This window comes from Variovorax sp. OV329 (assembly GCF_900114785.1).
In the GTDB taxonomy this organism is placed as follows: domain Bacteria; phylum Pseudomonadota; class Gammaproteobacteria; order Burkholderiales; family Burkholderiaceae_C; genus Variovorax.
This window is the reverse complement of sequence record NZ_FOUG01000002.1, coordinates 478118-503580: the sequence shown is the minus strand read 5'-3', so window position 1 is coordinate 503580 and position 25463 is coordinate 478118. Positions and strand designations below refer to the sequence as shown.

Annotated in this window: 25 protein-coding genes and 1 pseudogene; 16 read left to right on the top strand and 10 right to left on the bottom strand. The window is 65.3% G+C overall.

Annotated features, from left to right (window positions below):
• Positions 1-26 precede the first annotated feature (26 nt).
• Entirely contained in the window at positions 27-212 is a 186-nt protein-coding gene (locus tag BM345_RS05115; protein WP_093376179.1) for a CsbD family protein, read from the bottom strand.
• Between the two features lie 325 nt (positions 213-537).
• On the opposite strand from BM345_RS05115, the gene BM345_RS05110 reads away from it, so the two are divergent.
• The 5 genes from BM345_RS05110 (at position 538) to BM345_RS05090 (ending at position 4723) form a co-directional block, all read left to right on the top strand.
• Positions 538-1098 (top strand): dihydrofolate reductase family protein, encoded by a 561-nt coding sequence (locus tag BM345_RS05110; RefSeq protein WP_093376177.1) that lies wholly within the window; start codon positions 538-540, stop codon positions 1096-1098.
• A gap of 287 nt (positions 1099-1385) precedes the next feature.
• Entirely contained in the window at positions 1386-1910 is a 525-nt protein-coding gene (locus BM345_RS05105) for a lipocalin family protein (RefSeq protein ID WP_175544903.1), read from the top strand.
• Between the two features lie 203 nt (positions 1911-2113).
• On the top strand, positions 2114-2668 hold the full coding sequence (locus BM345_RS05100) for a lipocalin family protein (RefSeq protein ID WP_175544902.1): 555 nt from the start codon (positions 2114-2116) through the stop codon (positions 2666-2668).
• A gap of 25 nt (positions 2669-2693) precedes the next feature.
• Positions 2694-3902, top strand: a complete 1209-nt coding sequence (locus BM345_RS05095; RefSeq protein ID WP_175544901.1) for a beta-ketoacyl-[acyl-carrier-protein] synthase family protein — start codon at positions 2694-2696, stop codon at positions 3900-3902.
• On the top strand, positions 3899-4723 hold the full coding sequence (locus tag BM345_RS05090) for a beta-ketoacyl synthase chain length factor (protein WP_093376171.1): 825 nt from the start codon (positions 3899-3901) through the stop codon (positions 4721-4723). Before BM345_RS05095 ends, BM345_RS05090 begins: the two co-directional genes overlap by 4 nt.
• A 182-nt stretch (positions 4724-4905) precedes the next feature.
• Here the strand turns inward: BM345_RS05090 and BM345_RS05085 are convergent, their stop codons facing one another.
• A complete protein-coding gene (locus BM345_RS05085) occupies positions 4906-5775 on the bottom strand; it encodes a LysR family transcriptional regulator (RefSeq protein ID WP_093376169.1) in 870 nt (289 codons plus the stop codon).
• 168 nt (positions 5776-5943) lie between these two features.
• On the opposite strand from BM345_RS05085, the gene BM345_RS05080 reads away from it, so the two are divergent.
• A complete protein-coding gene (locus tag BM345_RS05080; protein ID WP_093376167.1) occupies positions 5944-7176 on the top strand; it encodes an MFS transporter in 1233 nt (410 codons plus the stop codon).
• Positions 7177-7444: 268 nt separating this feature from the next.
• On the opposite strand, the gene BM345_RS05075 is transcribed toward BM345_RS05080, so the two are convergent.
• The 3 genes from BM345_RS05075 to BM345_RS05070 all read right to left on the bottom strand — a co-directional run bounded on the left by BM345_RS05075 (position 7445) and on the right by BM345_RS05070 (position 10968).
• Positions 7445-8578: a nucleoside hydrolase gene (locus BM345_RS05075; protein WP_254789539.1), complete on the bottom strand. Its 1134-nt coding sequence runs from the start codon at positions 8576-8578 to the stop codon at positions 7445-7447.
• Between the two features lie 815 nt (positions 8579-9393).
• Positions 9394-9732 carry a DUF6188 family protein gene (locus BM345_RS30845; RefSeq protein ID WP_368086474.1) on the bottom strand — a complete coding sequence of 113 codons (339 nt, stop codon included), beginning with the start codon at positions 9730-9732 and terminating at the stop codon, positions 9394-9396.
• 270 nt (positions 9733-10002) lie between these two features.
• Entirely contained in the window at positions 10003-10968 is a 966-nt protein-coding gene (locus BM345_RS05070) for an ABC transporter substrate-binding protein (protein ID WP_093376163.1), read from the bottom strand.
• Positions 10969-12258: 1290 nt separating this feature from the next.
• On the opposite strand from BM345_RS05070, the pseudogene BM345_RS30840 reads away from it, so the two are divergent.
• Positions 12259-12348 (top strand): annotated as a pseudogene (locus tag BM345_RS30840) (ESPR-type extended signal peptide-containing protein); the annotation flags it as partial.
• 270 nt (positions 12349-12618) lie between these two features.
• On the opposite strand, the gene BM345_RS30485 reads toward BM345_RS30840, so the two are convergent.
• The gene (locus BM345_RS30485; RefSeq protein ID WP_254789569.1) at positions 12619-12924 is read right to left on the bottom strand and encodes a hypothetical protein; all 306 of its coding nucleotides are present in this window, start codon (positions 12922-12924) and stop codon (positions 12619-12621) included.
• Positions 12925-13140: 216 nt separating this feature from the next.
• On the opposite strand from BM345_RS30485, the gene BM345_RS05065 reads away from it, so the two are divergent.
• Together BM345_RS05065 and BM345_RS05060 are read left to right on the top strand one after the other, a co-directional pair.
• Positions 13141-14922 (top strand): autotransporter family protein, encoded by a 1782-nt coding sequence (locus BM345_RS05065; protein WP_254789565.1) that lies wholly within the window; start codon positions 13141-13143, stop codon positions 14920-14922.
• Positions 14923-15472: 550 nt separating this feature from the next.
• Positions 15473-15802 (top strand): hypothetical protein, encoded by a 330-nt coding sequence (locus BM345_RS05060; RefSeq protein ID WP_093376159.1) that lies wholly within the window; start codon positions 15473-15475, stop codon positions 15800-15802.
• Between the two features lie 256 nt (positions 15803-16058).
• Here BM345_RS05060 and BM345_RS05055 read toward each other — a convergent pair whose 3' ends face one another.
• Positions 16059-17087: an AraC family transcriptional regulator gene (locus BM345_RS05055; protein ID WP_093376158.1), complete on the bottom strand. Its 1029-nt coding sequence runs from the start codon at positions 17085-17087 to the stop codon at positions 16059-16061.
• A 143-nt stretch (positions 17088-17230) separates the two neighbouring features.
• On the opposite strand from BM345_RS05055, the gene BM345_RS05050 reads away from it, so the two are divergent.
• The 5 genes from BM345_RS05050 to BM345_RS05030 are packed head-to-tail and all read left to right on the top strand — an operon-like array spanning position 17231 to position 21307.
• Positions 17231-18289, top strand: a complete 1059-nt coding sequence (locus BM345_RS05050) for a beta-keto acid cleavage family enzyme (RefSeq protein WP_093376156.1) — start codon at positions 17231-17233, stop codon at positions 18287-18289.
• Between the two features lie 13 nt (positions 18290-18302).
• On the top strand, positions 18303-18710 hold the full coding sequence (locus BM345_RS05045; RefSeq protein WP_254789536.1) for a carboxymuconolactone decarboxylase family protein: 408 nt from the start codon (positions 18303-18305) through the stop codon (positions 18708-18710).
• Between the two features lie 4 nt (positions 18711-18714).
• A complete protein-coding gene (locus tag BM345_RS05040) occupies positions 18715-19704 on the top strand; it encodes a Bug family tripartite tricarboxylate transporter substrate binding protein (RefSeq protein WP_093376154.1) in 990 nt (329 codons plus the stop codon).
• A gap of 38 nt (positions 19705-19742) precedes the next feature.
• Complete coding sequence (locus BM345_RS05035; protein WP_093376153.1) at positions 19743-20975, top strand: SorT family sulfite dehydrogenase catalytic subunit; 1233 nt, start codon at positions 19743-19745, stop codon at positions 20973-20975.
• Positions 20972-21307, top strand: a complete 336-nt coding sequence (locus BM345_RS05030; protein WP_093376151.1) for a SorU family sulfite dehydrogenase c-type cytochrome subunit — start codon at positions 20972-20974, stop codon at positions 21305-21307. The genes BM345_RS05035 and BM345_RS05030 overlap by 4 nt, the downstream gene beginning before the upstream one ends.
• Positions 21308-21737: 430 nt before the next feature.
• On the opposite strand, the gene BM345_RS05025 is transcribed toward BM345_RS05030, so the two are convergent.
• Both BM345_RS05025 and BM345_RS05020 read right to left on the bottom strand, forming a co-directional pair.
• The gene (locus BM345_RS05025; RefSeq protein ID WP_093376150.1) at positions 21738-22034 is read right to left on the bottom strand and encodes a hypothetical protein; all 297 of its coding nucleotides are present in this window, start codon (positions 22032-22034) and stop codon (positions 21738-21740) included.
• Between the two features lie 130 nt (positions 22035-22164).
• Positions 22165-22779, bottom strand: coding sequence for a TetR/AcrR family transcriptional regulator (locus tag BM345_RS05020; protein WP_093376149.1), 615 nt, complete (start codon positions 22777-22779; stop codon positions 22165-22167).
• 75 nt (positions 22780-22854) lie between these two features.
• On the opposite strand from BM345_RS05020, the gene BM345_RS05015 reads away from it, so the two are divergent.
• Both BM345_RS05015 and BM345_RS05010 read left to right on the top strand, forming a co-directional pair.
• Complete coding sequence (locus BM345_RS05015; protein WP_093376147.1) at positions 22855-23946, top strand: DUF2855 family protein; 1092 nt, start codon at positions 22855-22857, stop codon at positions 23944-23946.
• Positions 23947-23969: 23 nt separating this feature from the next.
• Entirely contained in the window at positions 23970-24359 is a 390-nt protein-coding gene (locus BM345_RS05010) for an SDR family oxidoreductase (RefSeq protein WP_093376145.1), read from the top strand.
• A 1-nt stretch (position 24360) separates the two neighbouring features.
• On the opposite strand, the gene BM345_RS05005 is transcribed toward BM345_RS05010, so the two are convergent.
• Positions 24361-25446, bottom strand: coding sequence for a class I SAM-dependent methyltransferase (locus BM345_RS05005; RefSeq protein WP_093376259.1), 1086 nt, complete (start codon positions 25444-25446; stop codon positions 24361-24363).
• Positions 25447-25463: the final 17 nt, after the last annotated feature.

The following is a 25463-nucleotide window of genomic DNA, read 5'->3' as shown; positions in this document are numbered from 1 at the left end:
GCTCGAGGGCCGGCGGGCCTGTTGCGTCAAGGCTTCTTCGTCAGCGTCTTGGCGGCTTCCTTCACGTCGCCGACCTTCTTCTGCACAGCGCCGGCCGCCTTGTCTGCAGCGCCTTCCGTCTGAAGCTTCTCGTTGCCGACCGCCTTGCCCACGCCTTCCTTGACTTGGCCCTTGGCCTTTTCGAGCGTTCCCTTGACTTGATCCTTGTTCATTGCGTTCTCCTGGGATGGTTCGCCAGGACAGGATCGCCTGGACGGCATCGCCGCGCGGCGACGCAACGGAATACTCCTCTATTCCACGCTGGCGATCCCGGGCATCGGGCGACATGTGCGGTAGTCCAAGGCGCCGTGTGGAAGACGGCTGGCGCGGGTGTGCGATGCGGCGAATGTGTTGCATGGGCCATTCGAAACGGCCCGCCGAGGGAAGTCGATTGGGGTGCGCCCCGCGGTTTAAAGTCAGCTGGATCAAGCCGACCAGGCGGGTACGCGTCGACAAGCGCCAAAGTCCAGCGGTCGCTCAACTCGCAGGAGACTTTCAATGGGACTTCTGACCTTCAGCTTCAACATCACCCTGGACGGCTGCGTCGACCACCAGGAGGGAATCGCCGACGACGAGACGCACGCCTTCTTCACCCGCCTCCTGGATGACAGTGGAGCGATGCTGTGGGGCCGCGCCACCTACGAGATGATGGAAAGCTACTGGCCGAAGGTCGCCCGGGGCGACGTGGAGGCTCCGCCCATGGTGCGGGAATGGGCGACCAAGCTGGAGTTCAAGCCCAAATACGTCGTGTCGTCCACGCGAACGGAGTTCCCGTGGACCCACAGCCACCTGATCGCCGGCGACCTGCGCTCGGGCGTGCGGAAGCTCAAGGATGCGACCCCGGCCGGCGTGCTTCTCGGAAGCGGCAAGCTTGCGGCCGAGCTGGACCGGCTGGATCTGATCGACGAGTACAAATTTCTCGTTCACCCAAGGATCACCGGCCATGGCCCGAAGCTCTACCAGGGCGGACTGCCCAGGACGAGGCGGCTTGATCTGGTCTCGGCGAAGCCGCTCGGCAACGGCGCGATCGCCGTTCACTACCGGCGCGCACGCGTCTAGCGATGGCAGCAGACGGTCCGCTGCGCGGGCCGCCGCTGTCCGAGACGACAAGGTCCTCCTGGACCGCCGGCACGCAGGTGCCGAAGGGCCCGCCCCCTTTCAGGCTGTTACTTCTTCATCTGATCCCCTTCGATACTGGCTGCGTACAGGCTGGGTCTGGCCCTGAGTCGCACTCCAGTTCGATCGACGAAGGGTCTTGCCATGAATCTGCCTTCAGTGGGCGCCACTTCGTGCGCTTGCGCCTTTGACGGATCGACGCGGTCCTGGAGAACGTCATGCGATCTCGAATGCTTATCCTGGCGAGCATCGCGGCGCTGGTCGCGTGCGCGAACCTGCGCGAGTCCGATCGAAAGCCGGTTGCATTGGTGCCCCAGGTCGATCTGCCTCGCTTCATGGGGGACTGGTACGTTATTGCGAGTATTCCCACCTTCATTGAACGTGGCGCGCACAACGCGATGGAAAACTACCAGCTGGACGCAGAGGGCACCATCTCGACGACGTTCACCTTCAACGCGGACGCCCCCGAAGGTCCGGTCAAGACCTACCGGTCGCGAGGGTTTGTCCTCGACACGGTCTCCAATGCCATCTGGGGCCAACAGTACTTCTGGCCGGTGAAGGCGGACTACCGCATCTCCTTCCTGTCGCGGGACTACCAGCGAACCGTCGTCACCCGCGAGAAGCGGGACTACGTCTGGATCATGGCGCGCACGCCGACCATCTCGGAAGCAGAGCTCACGGAGCTCACCGCGTTCGTCGCGAGCCAGGGTTACGAGCCAGCAAAGCTGAACCGAGTGCCGCAGCGCGTCCGTTGATGAACACACCTCGGCGGCATCGCGGCACGAACGGTTGCTGGCTCAAGCGGAACCGGAACGTGCACGCGGCGGCGCCGGGTGGCACCGCAGGACGCGTCCGGGTCTGACAGATACCGCGCTGCGCGCGTACTCAGAATGCCTTTTTGATTTCAAGGGCCTACATGCAACCAGTCGCTTTCAGATTCCGGGCCGCCGCCACATGGATGGCGGCACTGCCGGCTGCCATCGCCATCAGCGGTTGCGCAATCGGCAGTGGCGCGAAGAGCCGCGACGCGGACGCGCGCCTGCCTTCGGTCGATGTGGCGAGCTACATGGGCGAGTGGAAGCAGGTAGCCCATATCCCCAACTGGTTTCAGCGGCAGTGCGTGTCAGGCACCAAGGCGACCTACAAGCTGCTCGAGCGCGGCCAGATCGAGGTGCGCAACGAGTGCCAGACGAAGTCGGGCCCCGATTCAGTCGTGGGATTGGCGCGCCCACGGGCAGGCGCGACCGTCGATTCCGGCCAGTTGCGGCCCGCCTCGCTGGAGGTGGCGTTTGCGCCGCAGTGGCTGCGGTGGATGCCTCTTGTCTGGGCCAACTACGACGTCGTCTACCTGTCGCCCGATCGGCGCGTGGCCATCGTCACGGAGCCTTCGCGCACCTACATGTGGGTGCTTTCGCGCACCAGCGACGTCGACGCGAGCGTTTGGCGCGATGTCGAGAGCCGCCTGGCCGAACTGGGCTTTGCGCGCGACCAGTGGGTCAAGGACCGCAGTTGAGTTGGCCCCTTCCAGCGCGTTGCAAGTGCCCCAGCCCATCCCGCCACTTTCCGTCACGGCCTACACGGCAACGACTGCCCTGGGTGCCGGCCGGGGCGCGCTGTACGCGGCACTGCAGGAATCGCGCAGCGGCCTGCGGCCCAACGACTTCGGGGAACCGTCTGACGCGCGCCTGCCCACGTGGATCGGCCGGGTCGAAGCGCTCGACACCGAGCCGCTGCCGCCGAGGCTGCGCCGCTGGGACTGCCGCAACAACCGACTGGCCTGGGCGGGGCTGCAGGCAGACGGCTTCATGAACGCCGTCGCCGCGGCGCGCGAGCGCTACGGCGCCGACCGCGTCGCGGTGGTGATGGGCACGTCGACGTCCAGCGTCGTCGACACCGAGTGGGCGTACACGCAACTGGACGCGCAAGGCAGGGTTCCCGAGCGCATCCGCGACGGCGAAGTCCACACCACGCATTCGCTCGGCCGCTTCGTGCAGGTCGCGCTCGATCTCGAGGGCCCGAGTGAAACGGTGTCCACCGCCTGCTCTTCCAGCGCCAAGGTCTTCGCTTGCGCCGAACGCATGATTCGCCTGGGCCTGGTGGACGCCGCAGTGGTGGGGGGTGCCGACAGCCTGTGCGCCAGCGTGCTGTTCGGCTTCAATGCCCTGGAACTGCTTTCCGGACGGCCATGCCAGCCCTTCGATGCGGCTCGGCGCGGAATCAGCGTGGGCGAGGCGTCGGGGTTTGCGCTGCTGGAGCGCCCCGAGGGCAGGCTGGCGCCGCGCCTGCTGGGCTATGGAGAGACCAGCGATGCGCACCACATGTCCACGCCCCATCCCCTGGGGGCGGGCGCCGAGCACGCGCTGGACGACGCGTTGGCACGCTCGGGGCTCAATGGAGAGGACATCGACTACATCAATCTGCACGGCACGGGAACAGTCCTGAACGACCAGGTGGAAGGCGCCCTGGTGGCACGGCGCTTTCCCGCGCGCACGCACGCGAGCTCCACCAAGGGCGTCACCGGCCACACCCTGGGCGCGGCAGGCATCGTCGAGGCCGTGGTGAGCCTGCTCGCTCTGGACACCGGGCTGATGCCGGGCACCGTCAACAGCCTGCAGTTGGACCCCATCTGCGGCCCACAGGTCCGCCTTCGATCGGCACGGGGCCATGTACGGCACGTGCTGTCCAACTCCTTTGGATTCGGCGGCAACAACTGCGCCCTGATTTTTGGCGAAGGGCTCTGCGCATGACGGCCATGCCCCCGCTGTATATCGAGGGCCCGGCCTTCTGGGCGCCTTCGCTGCCGAGCTGGAAGATCGCCCGCGCAGCCTTTCGGGGCGAAGGCGCGGCCGCTGATCCGCCAGCAGGCAAGCCCTCGGCGTCGCTGCTCGCGCCGGCGGAACGGCGCCGGGCACCCGACTCGGTCGCGCTCGCGCTCGAGGTCGCGGCCGCATCCCTGGCCGCCTGCGGGCGCCATGCCGCGGACATGCCCTGCGTGTTCACCTCGGCGCACGGCGACCTGGCCATCACCGACTACATGTGCCGCACGCTGGCAAGTGCGCCGACCCAGATTTCGCCGACCAAGTTTCACAACTCCGTGCACAACGCTGCCATCGGCTACTGGACCATCGGCACCGGGTGCATGCAGGCCAGCAGCCTGGTCAGCGGCTTCGACCACAGCTTCGCGACGGCATTGCTGGAGGCGGCCTTGCAGTGCGCCGCCGAGCGGCGCCCCATCCTCTTGGTGGGCTTCGACGCAGAGGCGGTGGGGCCGCTCACGCAGGTGCATGTGAGCCAGGGCCTGTTGGCGGGGGGCGTGGTGCTTGCGCCTGAACGCACAAGCCACAGTTGCGCAGCGATGGACTGGTCCTTGCGCCCGGGACCTGCCGTGGCCCCGCCTCCGGTATCGGACGCGGGCCGCGCCTTGCCGCCCAATGCCATGTCAGACCTGCTGCCAGTGTTCGAGGGGCTTGCCCGCCTGTCAGCCGGGCAGACGGCATTGCCGCTCGACATGCCGCTTGGCGGACAACTGTCTCTCCACCTGGTGTTCAGGCCATGCACGACTGATTGAGCGCCACGGGAGCAACGATCTCGTGAGCGATGAAGTGCCAGCGCGGACGCAGAGCAAAGCATCCTGCATCCTCGCGACTTCGAACTGGGGGAGCGCCGCGGTGTCCAACATGCCGAACAGTGCACTCGCAGCAGAGTCCGCCCCCGTGCATATCGGCTGACGCACGGTATGCGCCCGCGTACCTAAGTCGGCCACTCGAAGCGCATTGCCTCGATGAATCGCTTCAGCTTGGGTGGATGGAGTCGCGCCTGCGGATAGGTCAGATAGACCGGCAGGGCGGCTGCCTGCCACTCGGACGCCAGCTGAATCAGGCGGCCTTGCGCAAGGTCCTCGGCCAAGAGCCAGGTCGACCCCACGCACACACCCATCCCCATCACGGCGGCACTGCGCAGGGCGTAGAGACTGTCGGTGCTCAAGCGTGGGCGCAAGGCGACGCGGCAACTCTCGCCGCTCCTGGCGTGCGACAGCAGGATCTCGGTGCGGTAGAAGGTGCGCAGCGCGAGCCACGGCAGTGCTGCGAGTTCGCGCGCGTGCGCGGGAACCGGTGCGCCCTCGAGCACCGAGGGCGCGGCGACCACGATGCGGGGTACCTCGCCGAGCTTGATGGCGACGACGCCGAGGTCGTTCACTTCTCCGACCTGGATTGCGCAGTCGACCCCCTCGGCGATGAAATCGGGGCGCCGGTCGTGCAGCAGCCATTCGACGCTCACGCGCGGATGGCGACGGAGGTAGGCGGCCAGCGGCCCGACCAGCACTTGCTGGCCGAAGGCGTGCGGTGCCACCACGCGCAGCATGCCTTCGGGATCGTTTTCGTCGCCCCGCAGGTCGGCCTCGAAGGCCTGCCAGCTCTCGATCAGCTCCCGGGCACGTTCGACGCAGCGCTCGCCGTCTTCGGTCAGCTTCATCGCGTGCGTGGAGCGGCGCAGCAGCCGCACCCCGAGCAAGCGCTCGAGCGCCTGCAGCCGGCGACTGACGGTGGGCTGCGTGGTTCGCATCTGCGCCGCCGCGGCCGACAGGCTGCCTGCCTCCACGATTTGCACGAAGGTCTTCATCAATTCGATGCGGTCGGACGAGGCGACGACGGAGGGGAGAGCGGACGGCAGCACGATGCAATCGGTTATATGCGTGGGACGTATAACTATTGTGCGCCTTCGACGGCTACCAAGAGAAAGGATGCGGGGTCAAACTCCAGACCACTTAAGAAATCAAGGGTTTACACCATGTCTTCCATTCAAGTGACGCATGCTAGCGCTCCAGGCGACGCCAGGGCGAGCCCCGCGCAAATCCCGGCTTCGCTGGTCTTTCTGCTGGCCAGCGGCGCCGGCCTGGCGGTGGCGTCGATCTACTACAGCCAGCCAATGCTGGGCATCCTGGGCGCCGACATCGGCACCTCGAGCCGCGAGGTCGGTTTCGTGCCCACGCTGACGCAACTGGGCTACGCGCTCGGTCTATTGCTACTGGCGCCGCTCGGCGACCGCTTCGACCGGCGCCGCATCATCCTTGCGAAGGCGGCGGCGCTGTGCGCAGCCTTGCTGCTGGCCAGTGCGGCACCTGGCATCGGGCTCCTGCTGGCGGCCAGCCTGGCGATCGGCCTGGCTGCCACCATGGCGCAGGACATCGTGCCCGCCGCGGCCACGTTGGCGACCGATTCGCAACGCGGCAAGGTGGTCGGCATGGTGATGACGGGCTTGCTGCTCGGCATCCTGCTGTCGCGGGTCTTGAGCGGCTTCGTGGCCGAGCATTTCGGCTGGCGTGCGATGTTCGTGCTGGCGGCGGCCAGCGTCGCGCTGATCGGCGCTGCGGCCTGGCGCGGACTGCCGCACTTCCGGCCAACGACGCAGTTGGCCTACGGTGCGCTGCTGGGCTCGCTGGCCGCGCTGTGGCGGCGCCATCCCGGCCTGCGCCGAGCGACCCTGGCGCAGGGGCTGCTGGCAATCGGCTTCAGCGCGTTCTGGTCGACGCTGGCGGTGATGCTGCATGGCGAGCCCTTCCATCTCGGCAGCGCTGCAGCCGGCGCTTTCGGGCTTGCAGGTGCCGCCGGTGCGCTGGCCGCGCCGCTTGCGGGCCGGCTGGCCGATCGCCGCGGCCCGGAACTGGTAACGCGCCTCGGTGCCGGGCTGGTTGTCGTGTCGTTCGCGGCCATGGCGCTGATGCCGCTGCTGTCGCCCCACGCCCGGCTGTGGCTGCTGGCTGCCAGCGCGATCGGCTTCGATCTCGGCGTGCAGGCCACGCTGATCGCACACCAGACAATCGTCTACGGCATCGAGCCCGGGGCGCGCAGCCGGCTCAACGCGGTGCTGTTCACTGGCATGTTCATCGGCATGGCCGCGGGCTCCGCGTTGGCCGCGCTTGTGCTGCCGCAATGGGGATGGTTGGGCGTGACCGCGCTGGCGACAACGTCGGGGTTGGGTGCGCTTGCGCTGCGCCTGTGGCCTGTGCGGCGGGCCGGGTAGCTTCGCCGCCCGCGATCGACCGGTGGTTACGGCGTCCAGCGCTTGCAGAGGGCCGTGGCACCGCAGGTATCTTCACTCGACGCTCAATCAGTTAACGCAGCAGCTACAGGTTTACCGCCCAATCGACGCCGCTCTGGAAAATGCAGTCCGAATGCGAGCGCGGGCACTCTGGCGCAAGGCCGGTTGATGTTGACCAGATGGCGCGTGGGTCACCGCTGAGCCTGGTGAACATCGTCGCTACGATGGACCCGCAACGCAGCGATCTAGACTAAGGCAGCCGCGCGATGTGCTGTTCCAACAAGCCGTAGAAGCCGTCTATATCGACCGAGTTGATCCACAAGGTGTTCGCCTTGCGCTTGGTGTAGCCCCGGAAGTCCACCACTGTGGCACCCGCAGTGAACTCGCCACGGGTCTCGATGTCCACGGGCACGCGTGCGCCCTTGAAAAGCTCGGGCTGCAGCAGATAAGCGATCACGCAGGGGTCATACATTGGACCCACTTTGACGCCCCGACGGCGCATTGCGAAGTCCATGGCCGAGTCCAGGATGTTGGCTACGACCTTGCCCGCGGTGTTGCCCAACCTGCGAAAGGGCTCGATTCGCTCGGGTGTCACGAGCACGCGCCGCGCGGCATCGTGCGACACTGCCGTCACTGGGACGCCGCTGCGGAACACCACCGAAGCCGCTTCCGGATCGGCGTACAGGTTGAACGTGGCGGCCGGCGTGATGTTGCCGCCCACGCCCCAGGCCCCCCCGAGCACCACCACCTCGCTGATCGCGGGTTTGATGTCCGGCGCCATGTTCAGCGCTGCGGCGATATTGGTGAGCGGGCCGAGGCCCACCAACACCACGCTTCCGGCTTCGGCCGAGCGCAGCGTCTTGATGAGGTAGTCCACCGCGTGGCCTTGCGAAAGCGGGCCGCGCGGCTCGTGAAGCATAGGGCCGTCAAGGCCAGTCTTGCCGTGCACGTCATCGGCGAAGATCGGTTCGCGAATCAGAGGTCGAGGGTAGCCGGCATACACCGGCACGTCGGTGCGCCCGGCCCAGTCGCGCACCCGACGTGCGTTCTTCTCTGTGATGCTCAGTGGCATGTTGCCCACCGAAACCGTGAGCGCACGCACATCGAGCCGCTCGGGCGCGGCCAGCGCGAACAGCACGGCGATCGCGTCATCCTGGCCTGGGTCGGTGTCAATGATGACCGAGCGCTTGATCGCGGGAATCGCGGGAAGCTGCTGCGCCGCCACACCCAGCAACGCCTGAGTCTGCGCGTCCTGTGCGAACACGGGCAGCATTCCGGTAGCCGCCACGCTGGCCAGCGTCAGGGACCCGGTGGCCAAAAAACTGCGACGGGAAGTCGCATCGAGAGAGAGCGCCTGTGCGGCGGCGACGTGCGCGGTGGACATTGCGGCCAGTCTATGCAGCACCAAGCTATTGGCGAAGTTTCGAATATCTATGACTTCATTCAACGAGTTTATAACTAGGCCGTCGAAGATCGCGTCAACCGCGCACTGATGCTCGACGGTGGCTCAATGCTGGAAAAGAGGGGCAGCATGGCTCAGCGGTCTGCTGACGAGCATCCGGACGGCGTGATTGAGCCCGAAAGGTGGTCATCGGCCGGTGAGTGCCCATTCCGGCCATACGCTTTGCTCGAAAGCGGACCCTTGTTACTCGACTATTTGAAGGTGGCGCAGGCCCTGTTGTTGGTGACGCGCTGTAGAACTGCGTCTCCAACTGGAACACAGCCACGGTCAACGGAAATTAGCACCCCAGTCGAGCCGCACGTCCCCGCCACCGAGGAGAACGCGCCGCTTGGCTCGATGAAGACTAGCCCCCATGAACCATCCTGAAGGTCGCTGACCGCAGGGTAGGTGCGGTCGTACTTTTTCAAGTAGAGAGGGCCGCTGTACCCGTGGGCTTCACAGACCAATTCCCATATGCCCGGAGCCAAGTCTTTCAAATCTAGACGACTCAAAGAATCCGGTCGATGCTTCGAGAGATTGCTGAGGACCTGATACTCGAAATAGGACTTCGGTCGTCCAAGAGCATGCCAGGTCGCAGTTGCAGCGATGAGGAACGCGAATCCCGCCATCAAGGCCCACTCAATCGTCGTTCTTCTCACCGGCTGAGGGCGGCTGGGTGACACGAGAGGTTCTCTGGATGACATGTGCGTGGAGGGCTGAATGCCAAAGGTCCGCTGATGGCCGACTACCGCAGCTGGTCAGCAGCACGCACTGCCAACAATCTGGCGGCTTGGACCATTGAACAGCCAGGCTTCTGGGCCTACATCGGGCGGACCTGGCCGAGCCCTGAGTCCAGCGCCGCTGCTGAAGGCAATCGTCAACTCCCCGTCGTCGCCAACGACTACCGAGGTTGCCCGCTCGCCAATGAGTTCAACCAGCGCGTCACAGAAGCCCGGTCGCCCTTGTGTCAACTCTCGGTCGTCATTTCTGACTTCTACGGGGCCATAGAAGCTGAAGCAATCGCCATGAAAAACGACCTGGAAGTAGTCGTGAACGAAGACTACTTGTGACACGGGCTCCGTTGGAACAGACACCATCTAGACCCTCTTGGAAAGAGTTCAATCCGCATTTTTCTGACCGAGTCGAAGGTCCGGTCCTGGCCGACTGTAGCCGGTCGAAGCACTCGCCGAGCGTTCGCATGGCCTTCATGCGCCTACCCTGTACCGAACCCGAAATTGTTCGCACGCAACCGGCATGACCAAACTTGGTTCTCTGCCAATGCGCTCGCACTCGGGATAGAAATACGCCCAATGAGCCCGCCGCCAATAGGCTAGAGCCCCATCGCCATATCGACCTGTCTAGGGGCCTCAATGGAGCAGTTGAGCCCGTCTAAGCAGAGACTTCTCAATGTTGATTCCCAAGGCTTTGGCTGTGGTCAGATTGATCGTTAGATCAAATTTCATGGGCATCTCTACCGGCAGATCACCCGCTTGCGCTCCGCGGAGAATGCGATCCACGAAGGTGGCAACACGATGGTGAAGAGCCTCCACGCTAGGCCCGTAAGCCATCAGGCATCCAGCCGCCGCCATTTCGCGCCACTCGCAAAGCGTTGCCAGGCCATTGCGCGAGGCAAGCGTCGCAATGGCAACTCGGTCGTCGAAGAAGGTTGGATTCGACAGAACAAAGAGTCCCGCCGACTCGACAGAGGCTTGGGATATGGCGGATTCGTAGTCCCTGGCATCCCGGACCTCGAAAACGAGGAGCTCTCTGCCCAGCGAGCGCGCTGCCATTTTCGCAGCCTCGATTTGCCCTGGCCCTGCCGTGTGCCCCACTTGCGCAAGGAGTGCAATCGGCTTCGACCTTGAGAGCACTTCACTGAGCAGTTCGAGCCGCTTCCCAGCGATCACGTCCGAAATCATAGCCACGCCTGTGATGTTGCCCCCCGGCCGCGCCATGCTGGTCACAAATCCAGAACGCACCGGATCCACCGACGTCACGGCCATCACGATGGGAATTGTTGACGTAGCATTCTTGGCAGCTTGAATCGCCGGTGGGCTGGCGGCGACGATCACCTCCACCTGCAGCCTCAGGATGTCGGTAGCCATGGATGGCAAGAGGTTCAGGCGTCCTCTTGCCAGCCGAACAACGAAGACTGTATTGATCCCCTCGATGTAGCCTAGCTTCTGCATGGCCTCTTGGAAATGCTCGAGGTCAGCCGCTGCCGAGATGTATCCGATGCGATGCACCTTTCGAGATTGCTGCGGATCGCTCTGGGCGCGAACAAACTCTGCTCCGCAACACAGAGTTCCGACTAAAAGGGTCCGCTTCAGCATGCTTCCTCACTCCTCTCGTGCGAACCGTAAACCGTGAGAGCACTACGGAGCCTAAGAGACTAGCCTGAACAAGTCCGGACCGCAATCTCCCAGCCAGCGCCACACCGGCCACCCCGTTCTGGGAACGGCGAAACCCGGATCTCACAGCCGGGCGAAGCTCGGACCAGCCTTCAACCTGGATCCACTTCGCCTCCGGCGATTCGTGCGCCGGTATGGGCTGATAGGCTCGTCTTGGCCAGTTCGCAGGGTGCGCCTAGATTCGACACAGGTGAACGACAGCTAACTGCTCTGGCACCCAATATTCGAACGAGCCCTAGGGAAGGGCTGGTTCAGGCCCACTGTTAAACCGGTGTAGGTTGGCGTGTACACGCCCTTCAACGGTCAAAGCTACTCAATGTTGGGGATGAGTTGAATCAGAGCAACGCCCACCAGACAACGCGTCGCGTCTCGCGCAACTTTTACATGCCCTGGCCAAGGTGGGAGTCATCGGACCGCCGGCCACCCTGATTTCCACCGACTGCATCGGCCCCAGTTCCACTCCACATCGAAAACAGTTTGAGGATGTGGCTATTCGTCGGGCCTTCCGGTGGTTGTACCTGTCCCAAACAAATGCGCCCCACGAACAGAACCACGACTAGCACGATGAAGATTTGACTTGTCATGAGGCCGAAGGCCTCGATGTTGACCGCGAGCGTCTGCTAACCGGCGAATTCTGGGGTGCATGCGAAGGTCGGCTCCTGGCCGCCAGCGGCTGGCCGGCGCGCTGAGTGTACGGAAAGATGCTTTCCGACAAGTTCCACCATCTCGAACATCGTCACCTCTGGATCGCCACCATCGCCTGGAGCTTGGCATGGCCAACGCGACATCGCGTTTGTTGGCAGCAATGTTCCTTCACCCCCACAGGTCGACCCCCTAGCTTTGAGGCTGCTTCTTGACGGCGCGCACTACGGATCGGGAAGCCTGTCCGTGGTCTCGGCCGCACCAGTTCTCCGACGACTGTGTGTACGCCACGCTTTGGAAGTCCACCTTGCGAACATGCATCCGGCGCACCCTCGTCAACTGAAGCCACAGACATGCGGCCATGCAAGACAGCTACGAAAGTACAAACGAAGTAGGCCGCTTCCTACGAGGCTTTGGCAGGGCGGTGAAAGAAGTTGGCCGAAAGCGTGGAAACGTCTCAAATTAAATTCGAGACATTACGTTACATCTGTAGACTCGCGCCCTTTCGCGAGGCGCGATTCAGGTTCGCCCCTCATTGGCAATTTTGCCTCTTAGACCAGGAGCGGACGGGTGAATCAGAGTTACAGAACGGTTTGGAGTTCGGCACTGGGCGCCTGCGTGGCAGTGGCGGAGAACGTGAGCGCGCCGCGAGGCGGCAGGGCCCGTGGATCGATGCGGACAGTCGGCGTGACCGTCGCAATTTCGTTGGCGGCTTTTGCCGCGAGCGGGGTGTCTAGAGCAGCCACCTTCTCGGTTGCCAACGAAACTGATTTGATCAGCGCGATCAACACGGCGAACGCGAGCATGGATCCGAGTTCCACGATCACCGTGACTTCGGGCTTTACGCTCACAACGCCGCTGCCGGCGGTCTTGGCGAACGTCACGATCAACACCGCCAACTCTTTGAACTTCAGCTCTGTGGGTGGCGCCTCATTGAACATCCAGGCGGGGGCGAGCTACCAGGGCGGTGTCGTTCAGTTCGGCAATACGGCAGGCACCGTGGGCAGTCTGACCGTCCAGGGCAACGGTGCCACGATGAACACCACTACGCTCGCTTCTCTTGCGGGGCAGAGCAACATCAATATCCTCGACGGTGGCAGGCTCAGCGCAGGTGGTGCGGTTGGCGTAAACCTGGGAGGAGGCAATACGGCTGCGTCGTCCACGGGCGGGATCTCCCATGTCGTGGTGAGCGGCCAGGGGTCGCTTCTGAACTCTGCCGTCGGCTTCAATCAGCACCGCGGCACCCTTGAGGTGTCTAACGGCGGGGCCGTCACGTCCAAAGCGGGCATGAACCTCGGTTTGTCTGGAGCATTTACTGGCGTGGTCACCGGCGTCGGCTCACGGATCGCTTCGAGCGTCACCACTGTCAACTTGGGCTCATCTGGTTCAGCAATCTTGACCGTTGCAGACGGAGCAACGATCTCCGCCAACAGCGGGAACTCCGCCGTTACCTTGGGCAGAGACGGCGGCTCGGCCATTCTGAACATCGGCGCCGCGGCGGGCAATGCTGCCGTGGCCCCCGGCTCGGTGATCGCTTCGGCCGTGGCCGGCGGGGCCACCGGTACGGCTGTCGTGAACTTCAACCACAACGCCAGCGCTTACGACTTCGCCGCACCCATCACCGGCAGCACGGGCGTCAACCATGTGGGCAGCGGCACCACCACGCTCCTGGGCGCCAGTACCTACGCCGGGGCCACGAACGTCGCTGGCGGCACCTTGCGCGCCGGGGCAGCGAGTGTCCTGAGCTCGGTGTCTGCGCACACCGTCGCGGCAGGCGGCACGCTGGACCTCAACGGCTTTGAACAGACACTGTCCTCGCTGAGCAATGCCGGGACGGTCTCGCTGCCCGGAAGCACGGCGGGCAACACCCTTACCGTCACCGGTGCCTACGTCGGGAACGGCGGCACGCTGCGCCTGGGCACGGCGCTGGGAGACAGCAGCAGCGCCAGCGACCGCCTGGTGCTCAGCGGGCCCTCGGCCAGTGCAACGGGCAGGACCAACGTCCAGATCGCCAACCTCGGCGGCCTGGGCGCGCAGACCAGCGGCAACGGAATCGAGGTGGTTAGCGCCACGGGCGGCGCGACCACCACGGCACAAAGCACCAAGGATGCCTTCAGCTTGGCCGGCGGACATGTGGATGCCGGTGCCTACGAATATCGCCTGTATGCCGCCGACGCCAGCGGCGCCGGTGAGAACTGGTATCTGCGCTCGACAGCCATCCCGGTGGTGACAAGCCCTGCCGAGGAACCTGGGTCGACGCCAAGTCCGGTGCCCCTCTACCGGGCCGAGGTGCCCATGTACGCCGTGGTGCCCCAGCAGTTCCGTGAACTGGACATCGCCATGCTGGGCAACTTGCACCAACGCGTGGGCGACGAGCGCGTGGCTTCCTCCGGCTCTGCCTGGGGCAACCGCCAGGGTTGGGGCCGCATCCTCAGCGTGGACCGCGACATCGCCCAGCAGGGCACCGTCAGCCCCACCAGCAGCGGGCGCCTCACCGGCTTCCAGGCCGGAACCGACCTGTGGGCGAATCCGAATTGGCGAACCGGCCTGTACGCCGGCCAGCTCGAAGGCGACATGGACGTGAACGGCTTTGCGCGCGGCGTGGTGAACTACGCGGCCGGCCGCAACGACCTGCGCAGCCAGTACTTCGGCGCCTACGCCACCTGGAGCCAGCCCAGCGGGCTGTACGTGGACAACGTGCTGCAGGCGGGCCGCCATCGCTACACCGCCTATCCCTCGCAGGGCCAGGCCAGCTCGGGCAAGGGCGACAGTATCGTCGCCTCCATCGAGGTGGGGCAGGGCTTTGCGATCGCCCCGCGCTGGACACTGGAACCGCAACTGCAGTTGGCCTACCAGCACCTGGGCCTGGACGACACCAGCATCAGCGGCGCGAGCATCCAGCAGGACACCGACAACGGCTGGATCGCCCGTGCAGGCCTGCGCATCAAAGGCCAACTGGAGGCAGGCCCCGGCGCACTGCAGCCCTATGCGCGCGTGAACTTCTACAAGCGCAGCAGCGGCACGGACATCACCCGCTTCATCGGCCCGGCCGGGAGCGCCGACATCGCCAGCCGCACCGGCGGCACCAGCAGCGAGCTGGCTTTCGGCGCCACTTGGCAGCTGGGCCAGAGGACGAGCCTCTATGGCGAACTGGGCAAGCTGTGGGACCTGAGTGGCGATGCGCGCACCAGCAGCAGCGTGAGCGGCAGTGTAGGCGTGAAGGTCCTTTGGTAATTGGCACGGGGCGACCGGCCGCGCCGGTCACTTTCCGCCGTTGCACGAAGGTCCAAAAGGTGACTTCACCCACCTGCTTGGTGATTTCTTCAGAACGGACCTGCAGCGTGCACGGCAATATGACCGCCGCAGCTCAATGACTGCTACTTCCTCCAAGACCTGACGTCTGAAAGAGGTCGGGCTAAGGACTGCTGCTGGCCGCTTGCCGGCCGACTAGATCATTGAGCGCTTTCGAGGGCAGCGATGTACGGCGGGGCTCGCGGGTGGGCATCCACCCACTGCTGACCCAGGAACGCCGATCTTCGTGGCGATCAGGCCCACTCCCACGTTCAGCTTGAAGCGCTGATCCGGAATCTCCGACCTGCTGTGAAACGTCCAGGCCTCGGGCACCGCCGCGCGCTTTGCGCAGAGGCAACTGAGTGCAGGAACATGGACCGTCCACTGCGCCCGTGTCGGATTCCGGAACCCGCGGCTTCCCCCATGGACGCCGCTGTAAGAAAACATTACAAATCCCTGGTCACCAGAATTACCACAACAACGGAGACCTTGGATGAATGCGATTACGCAGGGCGCTGGCCGCGTGGCCGGCTGGATCCGGCACAACTTCGTCGACCAGCCCTACCACCGGGTGCGCGAGGAGGATGGCCCGGTCATCGTGACCACCGAGGAGATGCTCGCGCACTTCGCCAAGGAATACGCGAGCGGCAGTTTCGACACCGTTTGGATGACGCCCGCGGAGTTCAAGCGGCTGCCCGACGAGGTGCGCATCCATGCGGCGCAATCGCGGATCGACCTGTCCCTCGCGCGCGGAGAAGAGACCAACGTGTCCAGGCGCGCCGAACCCGAGGCCACCCGCCTCACGGCGATCGACCCTTCCTGAGATAGCGGTCGGCCAGGCTGCGGGCGTCGACCTCGATCTCTTGGCCGATTGTCGAGCCGCTGCAGGTTGGCGTGCACGCGACTTCAGCCCCCATGCTCAGGGCCGCACACGGCGCGCGGTCAGCATCCCCTTCCACTGCCAAAGATGCAAACACTCCGTGATGATGTCGCTGGCGTTTGACTGGTGGATCCATCGTTGCGCAGCCGCTTGAGGGGCGGGCGGCGAAACACAGCGATGTCGCGGATGCGGCTGCGGATCACATTGGCCGCGCCGGTTTGCGCCGAGTTTGCTGCGTGCCGGCCGCGGCGCGCCATGCCTCGGGCGAGCGCCCGAAGCGCGCCCCGAACCAGCGTGTGAAGGCGCTGTGGGTGCTGTAGCCCAGCAACGAAGCCACCTGGCCGAGGCTGTAGCGGGGACTGTCCACATAGCGCTGAGCCAGTTCCTGGCGGACCTCGCCCAGCAGCTTGCTGAAGCTTGCCCCCCGCTCGTCGAGCGCCCTCTGCAGTGTCCGCATGCTGAAACCCAGGCCCTGCGCCACCGACTCGCAGGTCGCGCGGCCCGAAGGCAGTACAAGGTAGATGGCTTTACGCACTGCATCTTCGATAGGCTGCTCGTGCGCCGCCGGCAGTGCATCGACCATCGTGAGGGCATAGCGCGCCAACACCGGATCCGCGGAGGGATTGGGAACATCCAGGTCGGCCGCGCGGCAGACGATGCCCGTGAATTCCGCATCGAACTCGACCCGGCAACGGAACATCCGCCGGTGCGCACCTGCATCCGCCGGCGCCCCATGGGCGAAGCAGACGCTCACCGGCTTCCAGCGCGTACCCAGCAGGGCGCCGCACATCCGGAAGAGAACGCCGATGGCCAGCTCGACCGACTGCCGCGCCGGCACTGCAGACATCAGGTCTTCACGCAGGATGACCATCTCTCCGGCGTCCTCCAGCTGCATTGCCAGCGACTCGTTGAGCATGTGAACATGCCCGATGAGCGTGAGCAGCACGTGCCGCAGCGTGGGTTGGTGAACGAGCAGCAGGCCCACCACGCCAAAGTTCGAGAGCTGCCGCTGCTCGGCCATGCGCAACCCGATCGACTCGCAGCCCGTGGCGCGGGCGGTGTCTTCCAGAAGTTGCGCCACGACGCGCGCCTCGATGAGCTGATCCGGGTCGCGTATCCGGGCGCTGCGCAGGCCGGCACGGCGCAACGCAGCGCCAGGGTCGTGGCCCAGCCCGCGCACGACTTCGGAAAAGTTGGTGAGGGCTGCCGCACGCACCAGAGCGCCCATCGCAGGTACCTCCTATGGCTGCGGTCCATTCTGGCACGAAAAGCAAAGCGATTGGCATGGATTGCAAAGTGCAATCGGACTGCAATTTCTACAGTGGAACGCACGGGACATCCACCGACCATTTCCACCAACGGAGACACCCAATGAACTTTCTCGATGGCCATCTCTTCCCTGAAAACCAGCAGCCGCTGATCATCACCGCCGCGCCCTACGCGCCATCGTGGGTACCCTCGGATTTCCCGGAAGACATCCCGGTCACGATGGAGCAGCAGATCCAGAAGGCGGTGGACTGCTACAACGCTGGCGCGACGGTGCTGCATCTGCACGTGCGCGAGCTGGATGGCAAGGGAAGCAAGCGTCTTTCCAAGTTCAACGAGTTGATCGCCGGTGTTCGCAAGGCCGTGCCGGAGATGATCATCCAGGTCGGCGGCTCGATCTCGTTCGCCCCGGAAAACGAAGGCGCCGCCGCCAAATGGCTGAGCGACGACACGCGCCACATGCTCGCCGAGCTCGATCCCAAGCCCGACCAGGTCACGGTGACGATCAACACCTCGCAGATGAACGTGGTGGAGCACTGGGATGATGCCGACACCAGGGGCACCTCGATGGAAGACCCCGAGGTCTACAACGCCTACAAGGAAATGACCGTGCCGGCCCAACCCGGCTGGGCCGAGGAGCACATCCGCCGCCTGAACAAGGCCGGCATCCAGAGCGCCTTCCAGTGCTACAACATCAACAGCTTCGAATCGGTGGAGCGCCTGATGCGCCGCGGCATCTACAAGGGCCCGCTGGTCATGAACTGGGTGGCCATCGGCGGTGGCATGGACGCGCCCAACATCTACAGCCTGGCGCACTTCGTGCGCGCCGTGCCCGATGGCGCGGTGCTCACCGTGGAAAGCTCCATGCGCAACGTGCTGCCCGTCAACATGATGGGCATCGCCATGGGCCTGCATGTGCGCGCCGGCATCGAGGACAACCTCTGGAACCAGTCGCGCACCGAGAAGATGAGCACGGTCAGGCAGGTCGAGCAACTGGTACGCATCTCGCGCGAATTCGGACGCCCGATCGCTACGGCGCAGCAGGCGCGCGAGATCAGCAAGATCGGCGTCTTCTACGATACGGCGGAAGAGTCGCTGCTGGCCAATGGCTTCGCGCCGAACCGCAAAGGTGGCCAGCAAGGCTTCCTGCGCAAGGTCGCCTGAGGGGGAAATAGCGATGCGAAGCGACCAATCCCCCCCTTCATCCACGCCCATCTGCGACGCCATGCGCGTCGCGGGCCAATGGAATCGCAACTGGGAGCCGATGGCCCGACTGGATGCCGATTGGACCGAGAAGTTCTTCTCCATGGTCAGCGCGCCTCTGAACTCCGGCGTGATCGACCCCAAGACTTTCGAGCTGATCGCCATCGCCGTGGACGCCTCCGTGACGCACATGTACGGCCCGGGCGTGCGACGCCACATCCGACGCGCCCTGGCGCTGGGCGTCACCCCGGAGGAAATCACCGCCGTGCTGCAACTTACGGCCACGCTGGGCTTGCACACCATGAGCCTGGGTGCCCCGATCCTGCTCGAGGAAATGGAGAACCATCGCCGCGGCGAGTTCTCCGACGTGAGCGAGGGCTGAAACCATGAACACTCTCTTGCCCAGTGCCGCGCGCCGCGCGTGTGTGGCCGCGCTGCTTTCGGCGATCGCGTGGAGCGGCGCATACGCCCAGGCTGCCTGGCCGAACCGCCCCATCCGCCTGTTGGTGCCAGCGCCTGCCGGTGGCGCGTCGGACATGATTGCGCGCACGGTCGCCGAGAGCGTCCGCGCCAGCACCGGCCAAGCCGTGATCGTCGACAACAAGCCCGGCGCCGGCGGCCTCATCGCCGTGGACGCCCTGCTGAGCGCGCCGCACGACGGCTACACCTTCGTACTCTCGCCGAACTCGCTGGTCACCGAAGGACCCTACAGCTACAAATTCCGCATCGACCCGCTTAAGGACCTTGCGCCGGTTGCAGAAGTTGCCAAGGTCGCGCTGGTGCTGGTGGCCAACCCGAGCCTGCCGATTCGCAGCGCAGGGGAAATGGTGGCGTACGTGAAGGCCAACCCTGGGAAGGTCACCTATGCGTCGTACAGCCCCGGGTCGCTCTCCCACATCGAGGGCCTGCAGTTCAACCGCGCCGCGGGCTTGGACATGGAGCATGCGGGCTACAAGGGTTCGCCGCCCGCGCTGGTGGACGTCATGGGTGGGCAGGTGCAGTTCATGTTCGACGGCATGGGCACATCGCTCCCGCTCATCAAGGCCGGCAAGCTCAGGCCACTGGCCGTGACTTCCCCGCAGCGTTCGCCCTTCCTGCCGGACGTGCCGGCGCTGGCGGAACTGGGCTACGGCAGCCTCTCGCAAACCATGGGCACGGGCGTCTGGTCCACTCCCGACGTGCCACCCGAGATCCGCGGCGAGCTGCGCGCGCAACTGCAGAAAGCCATTGCCACGCCTGCCGTGCGCGAACAGCTGGCGGCCCTGGGCATGGAGACCGCCAATCCCACCCAGAGCACGGAGGACTGGACCCGCGCACTGAAGCGCGACTACGAGCACACCGGGCAGCTGCTGCGCTCGATCGACTACAAGCCATAAGACCCACGAAGCCGAACTACCAACAAGACGAGACCCACATGGACAACGCCCTTCTCGACCCGCCACCGCAAGCCCATCCGAACGCTGTGCGTCGCGCACTGCTCTGCGGCGCATCATCGGCTGCCGCCATGTCGGCCGTGGCGCCCCTGCAGCGCGCCTTCGCACAGGCCGCACCGGCAGCCAGGCCGCTGCCCGCCTATGCCGCATTCAAGGACCCGGGCTCGATGATCGTGCACAGTACCAACACGATCGAGATGCGACGAGGTGCGGCCGGGATGGGCGCAGTCACCACCGTGAACCAACTGTACGTGCGCAACAACCTCGCGCCGCCATCGGCCGACATCATGGCCAAGCCCGACGAGTGGGTCGTGAGCGTAGAAGGCGTGCGCGTTCCCAGGCAGTTCACCCTTGGCGAGCTGAAAAAGAGGAAGAGCGAGACGGTGACCATGGTGCTCCAGTGCAGCGGCAACGGCCGGGGCTTCTTCCCGAGCAAGCCCAGCGGCACGCCTTGGACGACGGGTGCTGCGGGCTGCGTCATGTTCACTGGCGTTCCTGTGCGGGAGCTCGTCGCAGCACAGGGCGGCTTGCTCAAGGGCGCCAGGTTCATGACAGGTACCGGCGGCGAGGTATTGCCTGCCGGCATCGATCCGAAGTCCCGTGTTGAGCGCAGCGTGCCCCTGGAGGCCATGGAGGATGCGATCCTGGCCTGGCAGATCAACGGCGAGCCCATTCCGCTGGCCCACGGCGGCCCCCTGCGCCTGGTGGTCCCTGGGTTCACCGGCGTGAACAGCGTGAAGTACGTCAAGCGCCTGGCCTTCGGTTCCGAGGAAAGCGATTCGGCCATCCAGCAGACCGACTATCGCATGACGCCTGCATCGGAGAAGTCGGTACGTCCCACCGATCCGTCCGTGTGGCAGATGCCGCCCAAGTCATGGGTCAACCTGCCGCTGCCCGACAGCCAGGTCAAGGCGGGCGAGACGGTCGCCATCCAGGGCGTGGCCTTCGGTGGCGTGCATGCCGTGCGCCATGTGGACGTGTCCACCGATGGCGGCGCGACGTGGGCGCGCGCCGAGTTGGTCGGCCCGGACCTTGGCCGCTTCGCATGGCGCCAGTTCGCGTTGAACGTCAAATTGTCGCCCGGCGCCCACTTGGTCACCAGCCGCATCACCGACGTCAAGGGCAACGTGCAAATCGAGAACCGCGTGGAGAACCGGGCCGGCTACATCAACAGCAGCTGGCGCGATCACGCCGTAAAGATCCAGGCCGCATGAAGCTCCCGGTGATGTCCAAGCGCGCTCTGGCGCTGCTGGCGTTTGTGGCCAGCCCGACCCTGTGCTTTGCCCAGGCGGACGTGGCCGAGGGCCGCCAGATCTTCGTCAAGGGCGCGGGCCCGTTGCCTGCCTGCGCACTGTGTCACGCGCTCAAGGACGCCGGCTCGACCGGCGCGATCGGGCCCGATCTCGACGAGATGCGTCCCGACGCCAAGCGAGTCGAGACCGTGCTGCGAAACGGCATGGGCCCGATGCCAGCCTTTGGCACCGCGTTGAGTGATGCACAGATCCAAGCCGTGGTGCGCTACGTGGTGAACTCGACGAACCACTGACTCGGCCTGCCCCAAGGCAAGGGCGCTGATGGTGGATCTACGACGCCGCTGCCAGTGGAGCGCAACCTCACGCAAAAAGGCAGCGTGTCTGGACCTCGACCTCAGGACTACAGGCGCGCGCGAGCCCTCGGGTGCTAGCAATCCATTTACGGACGGATGCCGCCTTCATGCAAGCGCCCGAGTCCCTGCGCTGGCTGGAAGAACTCGGAGGCCCGCTTGGCGCGGCGCACCGTTTCACGAGCGAAGAAATACGCCTGAAGCTGCGTCTCGCTCAGAAGAGGCCGCCTGATGCGAACTCTCATCCGCATGGAAGGCCGTCCTGGGTTTCCGGGGAATGAAGAGCCAACTCTCGCACGCACGATCAACTCCTTTCTACTTTCTACGGACTGCGGTGAAGCGGGGGACGAACTGGGCCATGAGACTGCTGCAACTATCCGGGACCAATGCTTCGCTTGAGGGCGTCCCGTGCCCGGAGTGCGACTTGCGGCAAGCGGAACCCGCGGGAGCGGGAAGCCTTGGGGCTTTCCGGATAGTGAATCCGCAGCAGCTCCTCGCGGCCTTTGTCGGTCACGGCGAATACCCGGGCGCCGCCCTCCGGCGGTTCATTCACCATCGCGAGGACCAAGCCAGCTTGGCGCAAGACCTTGATGGCATCAACATCCTGCTTCGCGTTGTACGACCGGGGGAGAGGGGTGGCAGCCACCTGCCTCAAGAACTCGACGGACATATGCGCTCCTCTCAAAAATCAGCGCGCAGAAGGCTACCTGAAGCGCAAACTAGCATCTGTCAGTGAGGTTTGACATGTGGTGTCAGCATTTCGCCGACACAGACGCGCCGTGGCTTCCGCCGTGATCGCTTCAAGTAGTCAGCGATCCATCCACCACTCCGACGCACCAGCGATCCATCTCCGATGCCCATGAGCGCGCACTGTCCAGATCCAGTTGCAGCAGTAGCGCATAGCGGCGGCCACCCCACAGGGCTATCACAAGCGCGCGGACTGTTTCCGATGCTGGTGGATGGGGAAGGTCATCGCAGGCTGCGAACACGCGGGTCCACACGGCCAGCAGTTCATCGTGCACCCGCCTGTTATGTTTCGGTTCTGCCACCTGGCCCTCCAAGGCCAGCATGTCAGGATGTAACCAGGCGAGCTCCGGTGCGTCCACGCCGCATGTGAGCCGCACCGCCCGCCGCAGCCTCTCCTGCCACGCGAGGCCTCGCGGCGCCACAGCCTCGCCGTCAATGGCGGCCACCAGGCGCTCCACACCATGCCGGACGTAACCGGAGAGCAGCGCCAGCTTGTTGGGGAAGTATTCGTAGAGGGTACCGACCGAGATGCCGGTCTCCAGCGCCACCGAGCGCGTGGTGAGCCGATCCCATCCGTCGCGCTGCCATATCCGAACAAACGCGTCGTAGATGGCCTGAACGGTGAACCGCGCCCGGGCCTGCGAGGGGCGTTTCAGGGGCTTGTTCATGGCGCGGCGAATCCGAACCCGCGCCCAGCGAGGGCGCCATACAGTGGGCGTGTCCACCACAACCGAACTGAAGCCATGCCGACCATCGAACGCCTGCTTACCGACAAGCGTGCATTGAACCACAGCCGCCTGCAGACCCTCGACGCCGCGCCCCTCTCGGACGGCGAGGCGCTACTCGCGGTGCGCCGCGTGGCACTGACCACGAACAACATCACGTACGCCGCCTTCGGAGACGCGATGCAGTACTGGAACTTCTTCCCCACGGGCGAGGAGGGATGGGGACACGTGCCGGCCTGGGGCTTCGCCGACGTGGTGGCCTCCACCGTTTCCGGCGTGGAGCCAGGTGAGCGCTTCTACGGCTACTTCCCCCTTGCCAGCCATCTGCGCATGCAGCCGGTGCGCGTAAGCGAACGCGGCTTCTATGACGGCGCGCAGCATCGCCAGGCGCTGGTCTCGGCCTACAACCAGTACACCCGCGTCAGCCATGATCCCGCCTACCGGTCCGCCGACGAGAACCTGCAGATGCTGCTGCGGCCACTTTTCATTACGTCTTTCATGTTGGCCGATTTCCTGCAGGACAACGGCTTCTTCGGCGCCCGGCGGCTCGTGCTGTCCAGCGCCTCGAGCAAGACGGCGTATGGCACGGCGTTTTGCCTGGAGAGCGCCCGCGGCGTCGAACTGGTGGCGCTCACCTCGCCGCGAAATGCGGCCTTCGTCGAAGGACTCGGCTGCTACCAGCGCACTCTCGGCTACGAGCAGTTGGAAGAACTCGACACGGCCACGCCGACTCTCTATGTGGACTTCTCGGGCGACGAGGCACTGCGGGCCCGGGTGCACCATCACTTCGGCGGCTCGCTGGTCTACGACTGCTTTGCCGGCTCGGCAGCCAACACCGGCTTCCTGCGCGAGCAGGCGCTACCTGGCCCCAAGCCGGTCTTCTATTTCGCTCCGGTGCAGATCCGCAAGCGCAACACCGACTGGGGCCACGCGGAGGTCAACCGCCGCTTCAACGAGGCCCAGATGGCGTTCATCCGGCGCGTGCAGGAGGGGCCACGGCCCTGGCTCGAGGTCGAGGAGCGAGAAGGACTTGCCGCGGCCCAGTCGCTGCTCGCGCACCTGTGCGCCGGCCAGGTCGATCCGCGAAGCGGCCACGTGGTGGTGCTCTGAGAGCGAACAGCGAGACTCTTCCAATGGGACTCTCGAACAAGGTCGCCATCGTCACCGGTGGGCGCAGCGGCGCCGCCTTGGCGCACCGATTTGTCCGCGAGGGAGCGAGCGGCGTGGACGTGGCGGACATCAGTTTCGAGGCCGGACTGGCCGTGGCAGCGCGCTCGGGTCAAGGGCGCTGGCCGAAGGAGGCGGACGTTCGATCGCTGGTCGCGATGACTCGCCAGCACTTCGGCGGGTCGACGCCTTCGTGTCGAATGCTGGCGTCCTCGGCACCCTGGGCGGGATCCTATGGCCGCAAGGGCGTCCGCGTGTCTTGCCTGTGCCCGCAATCGGTGGATACCGCGATGACCGTACGGGAAACCGGCTCGGCCGACGTGGTGGTGCAGACCACTGCGGCTGCACGTGAATGAATCAGGCCCGGGTCAGCACCATCCGGGCCAGCGGCATGCGCATGCGTTCGGGCGTGGCGGCCAGGCGCATCGCCATCTCTTCTTCCAGCCGGTCCATGAAGGGGGTGACGCGATCGGCGCCCGGCTCGGCTTCGAGCCCCAGCGCGAGCGTGGGAAACACGGAGGCCCGCGAGAAGGCGGCCCAGCTCGCGCCGAAGGCCCTGGCATCGCGCGACTGCTCGTAGCCAGCCCAAATGCGGTCTTCGCCGGAGAAGACCTCCAGCTGCGCTAGCCGCAACCCCTCGAAGTTGCCGCCTTCCTTTTGTTCGAAGGGCTTGGCGAAGTCGGCCCGCGTGCGGCCGACGGTGGGGATGACCATGCGCGCCAGTTCATGCGCGGCGAGCAGGCCCTCGCCCTGCATCGCCAGCAGCCCGCCGTAGATGGCGGCCAGCACCGCTTCGTAGCCGAAGCGTCCTTCGTCGTCGCTCGCCATGGTCAGTACCACTGGCCGACCGCCCCGGTGCATCTCGCGGCTGCGCTCGGCGAGGAAGCAGCGCCAGTCGCTGTCGGCCTGTTGCGCGAAGAGGGCGCGGGTCGCCGGGTCGCGGCTGAAGGCGGCTTGCACGTGGTCCGGCACCGGCGCGGGAATGCGGCTGAGCCATTGCACGGCCCAGGAGCTCCAGCCCAGCGTGACCGTGTTGCCGGGCAACACCGGCCCGTAGAAGCTGCGGCCCACCGCCGAAGGGAAGACAGCCGGGTCCGACGCGGTGTAGCTCTGCGGATCGCTCTCCAGCATGCGGAAGAGGGCGCTGAAGTCATTGCCGGCCAGGTCCGTGTGCACCACCGAGATGGGCCTTTGCGCGCCGACGCGCGCACGCAGCGCGGCGATGGCGGTGGCCATGGGCAGCAGCGAATTGCGCCCCGCGGAAGAGCCGTAGTCCGCGATGACGATGCCCGCCCCGTCATCCACGGGCATGGCCCGCGCCGCCTGCTCCAGCAGGTCGATCGCCGGCAGCAGGCCGCTGGCCTGCACGGCGGAGTTGCGGTTGTAGGCGCCGCCGCCTTCCATGGGTGCCGGATGCTCGGCGGGCCGGGGTGTGTCGCTCATGGCCGCCCACTGTAGGC

Coding starts and splice junctions, on each gene's coding strand:
- BM345_RS05105 (WP_175544903.1), top strand. CDS start 1,386: ATGCTTATCCTGGCGAGCATCGCGGCGCTGGTCGCGTGCGCGAACCTG.
- BM345_RS05100 (WP_175544902.1), top strand. CDS start 2,114: ATGGCGGCACTGCCGGCTGCCATCGCCATCAGCGGTTGCGCAATCGGC.
- BM345_RS05025 (WP_093376150.1), bottom strand. CDS start 22,034: ATGTCCGTCGAGTTCTTGAGGCAGGTGGCTGCCACCCCTCTCCCCCGG.
- BM345_RS05070 (WP_093376163.1), bottom strand. CDS start 10,968: ATGCTGAAGCGGACCCTTTTAGTCGGAACTCTGTGTTGCGGAGCAGAG.
- BM345_RS05005 (WP_093376259.1), bottom strand. CDS start 25,446: ATGAGCGACACACCCCGGCCCGCCGAGCATCCGGCACCCATGGAAGGC.
- BM345_RS05085 (WP_093376169.1), bottom strand. CDS start 5,775: ATGAAGACCTTCGTGCAAATCGTGGAGGCAGGCAGCCTGTCGGCCGCG.
- BM345_RS05010 (WP_093376145.1), top strand. CDS start 23,970: ATGGGACTCTCGAACAAGGTCGCCATCGTCACCGGTGGGCGCAGCGGC.
- BM345_RS05115 (WP_093376179.1), bottom strand. CDS start 212: ATGAACAAGGATCAAGTCAAGGGAACGCTCGAAAAGGCCAAGGGCCAA.
- BM345_RS30845 (WP_368086474.1), bottom strand. CDS start 9,732: ATGGTGTCTGTTCCAACGGAGCCCGTGTCACAAGTAGTCTTCGTTCAC.
- BM345_RS05075 (WP_254789539.1), bottom strand. CDS start 8,578: ATGTCCACCGCGCACGTCGCCGCCGCACAGGCGCTCTCTCTCGATGCG.
- BM345_RS05035 (WP_093376153.1), top strand. CDS start 19,743: ATGGACAACGCCCTTCTCGACCCGCCACCGCAAGCCCATCCGAACGCT.
- BM345_RS05015 (WP_093376147.1), top strand. CDS start 22,855: ATGCCGACCATCGAACGCCTGCTTACCGACAAGCGTGCATTGAACCAC.
- BM345_RS05090 (WP_093376171.1), top strand. CDS start 3,899: ATGACGGCCATGCCCCCGCTGTATATCGAGGGCCCGGCCTTCTGGGCG.
- BM345_RS05055 (WP_093376158.1), bottom strand. CDS start 17,087: ATGGGCGCTCTGGTGCGTGCGGCAGCCCTCACCAACTTTTCCGAAGTC.
- BM345_RS05045 (WP_254789536.1), top strand. CDS start 18,303: ATGCGAAGCGACCAATCCCCCCCTTCATCCACGCCCATCTGCGACGCC.
- BM345_RS05020 (WP_093376149.1), bottom strand. CDS start 22,779: ATGAACAAGCCCCTGAAACGCCCCTCGCAGGCCCGGGCGCGGTTCACC.
- BM345_RS05040 (WP_093376154.1), top strand. CDS start 18,715: ATGAACACTCTCTTGCCCAGTGCCGCGCGCCGCGCGTGTGTGGCCGCG.
- BM345_RS05080 (WP_093376167.1), top strand. CDS start 5,944: ATGTCTTCCATTCAAGTGACGCATGCTAGCGCTCCAGGCGACGCCAGG.
- BM345_RS05110 (WP_093376177.1), top strand. CDS start 538: ATGGGACTTCTGACCTTCAGCTTCAACATCACCCTGGACGGCTGCGTC.
- BM345_RS05060 (WP_093376159.1), top strand. CDS start 15,473: ATGAATGCGATTACGCAGGGCGCTGGCCGCGTGGCCGGCTGGATCCGG.
- BM345_RS05030 (WP_093376151.1), top strand. CDS start 20,972: ATGAAGCTCCCGGTGATGTCCAAGCGCGCTCTGGCGCTGCTGGCGTTT.
- BM345_RS05050 (WP_093376156.1), top strand. CDS start 17,231: ATGAACTTTCTCGATGGCCATCTCTTCCCTGAAAACCAGCAGCCGCTG.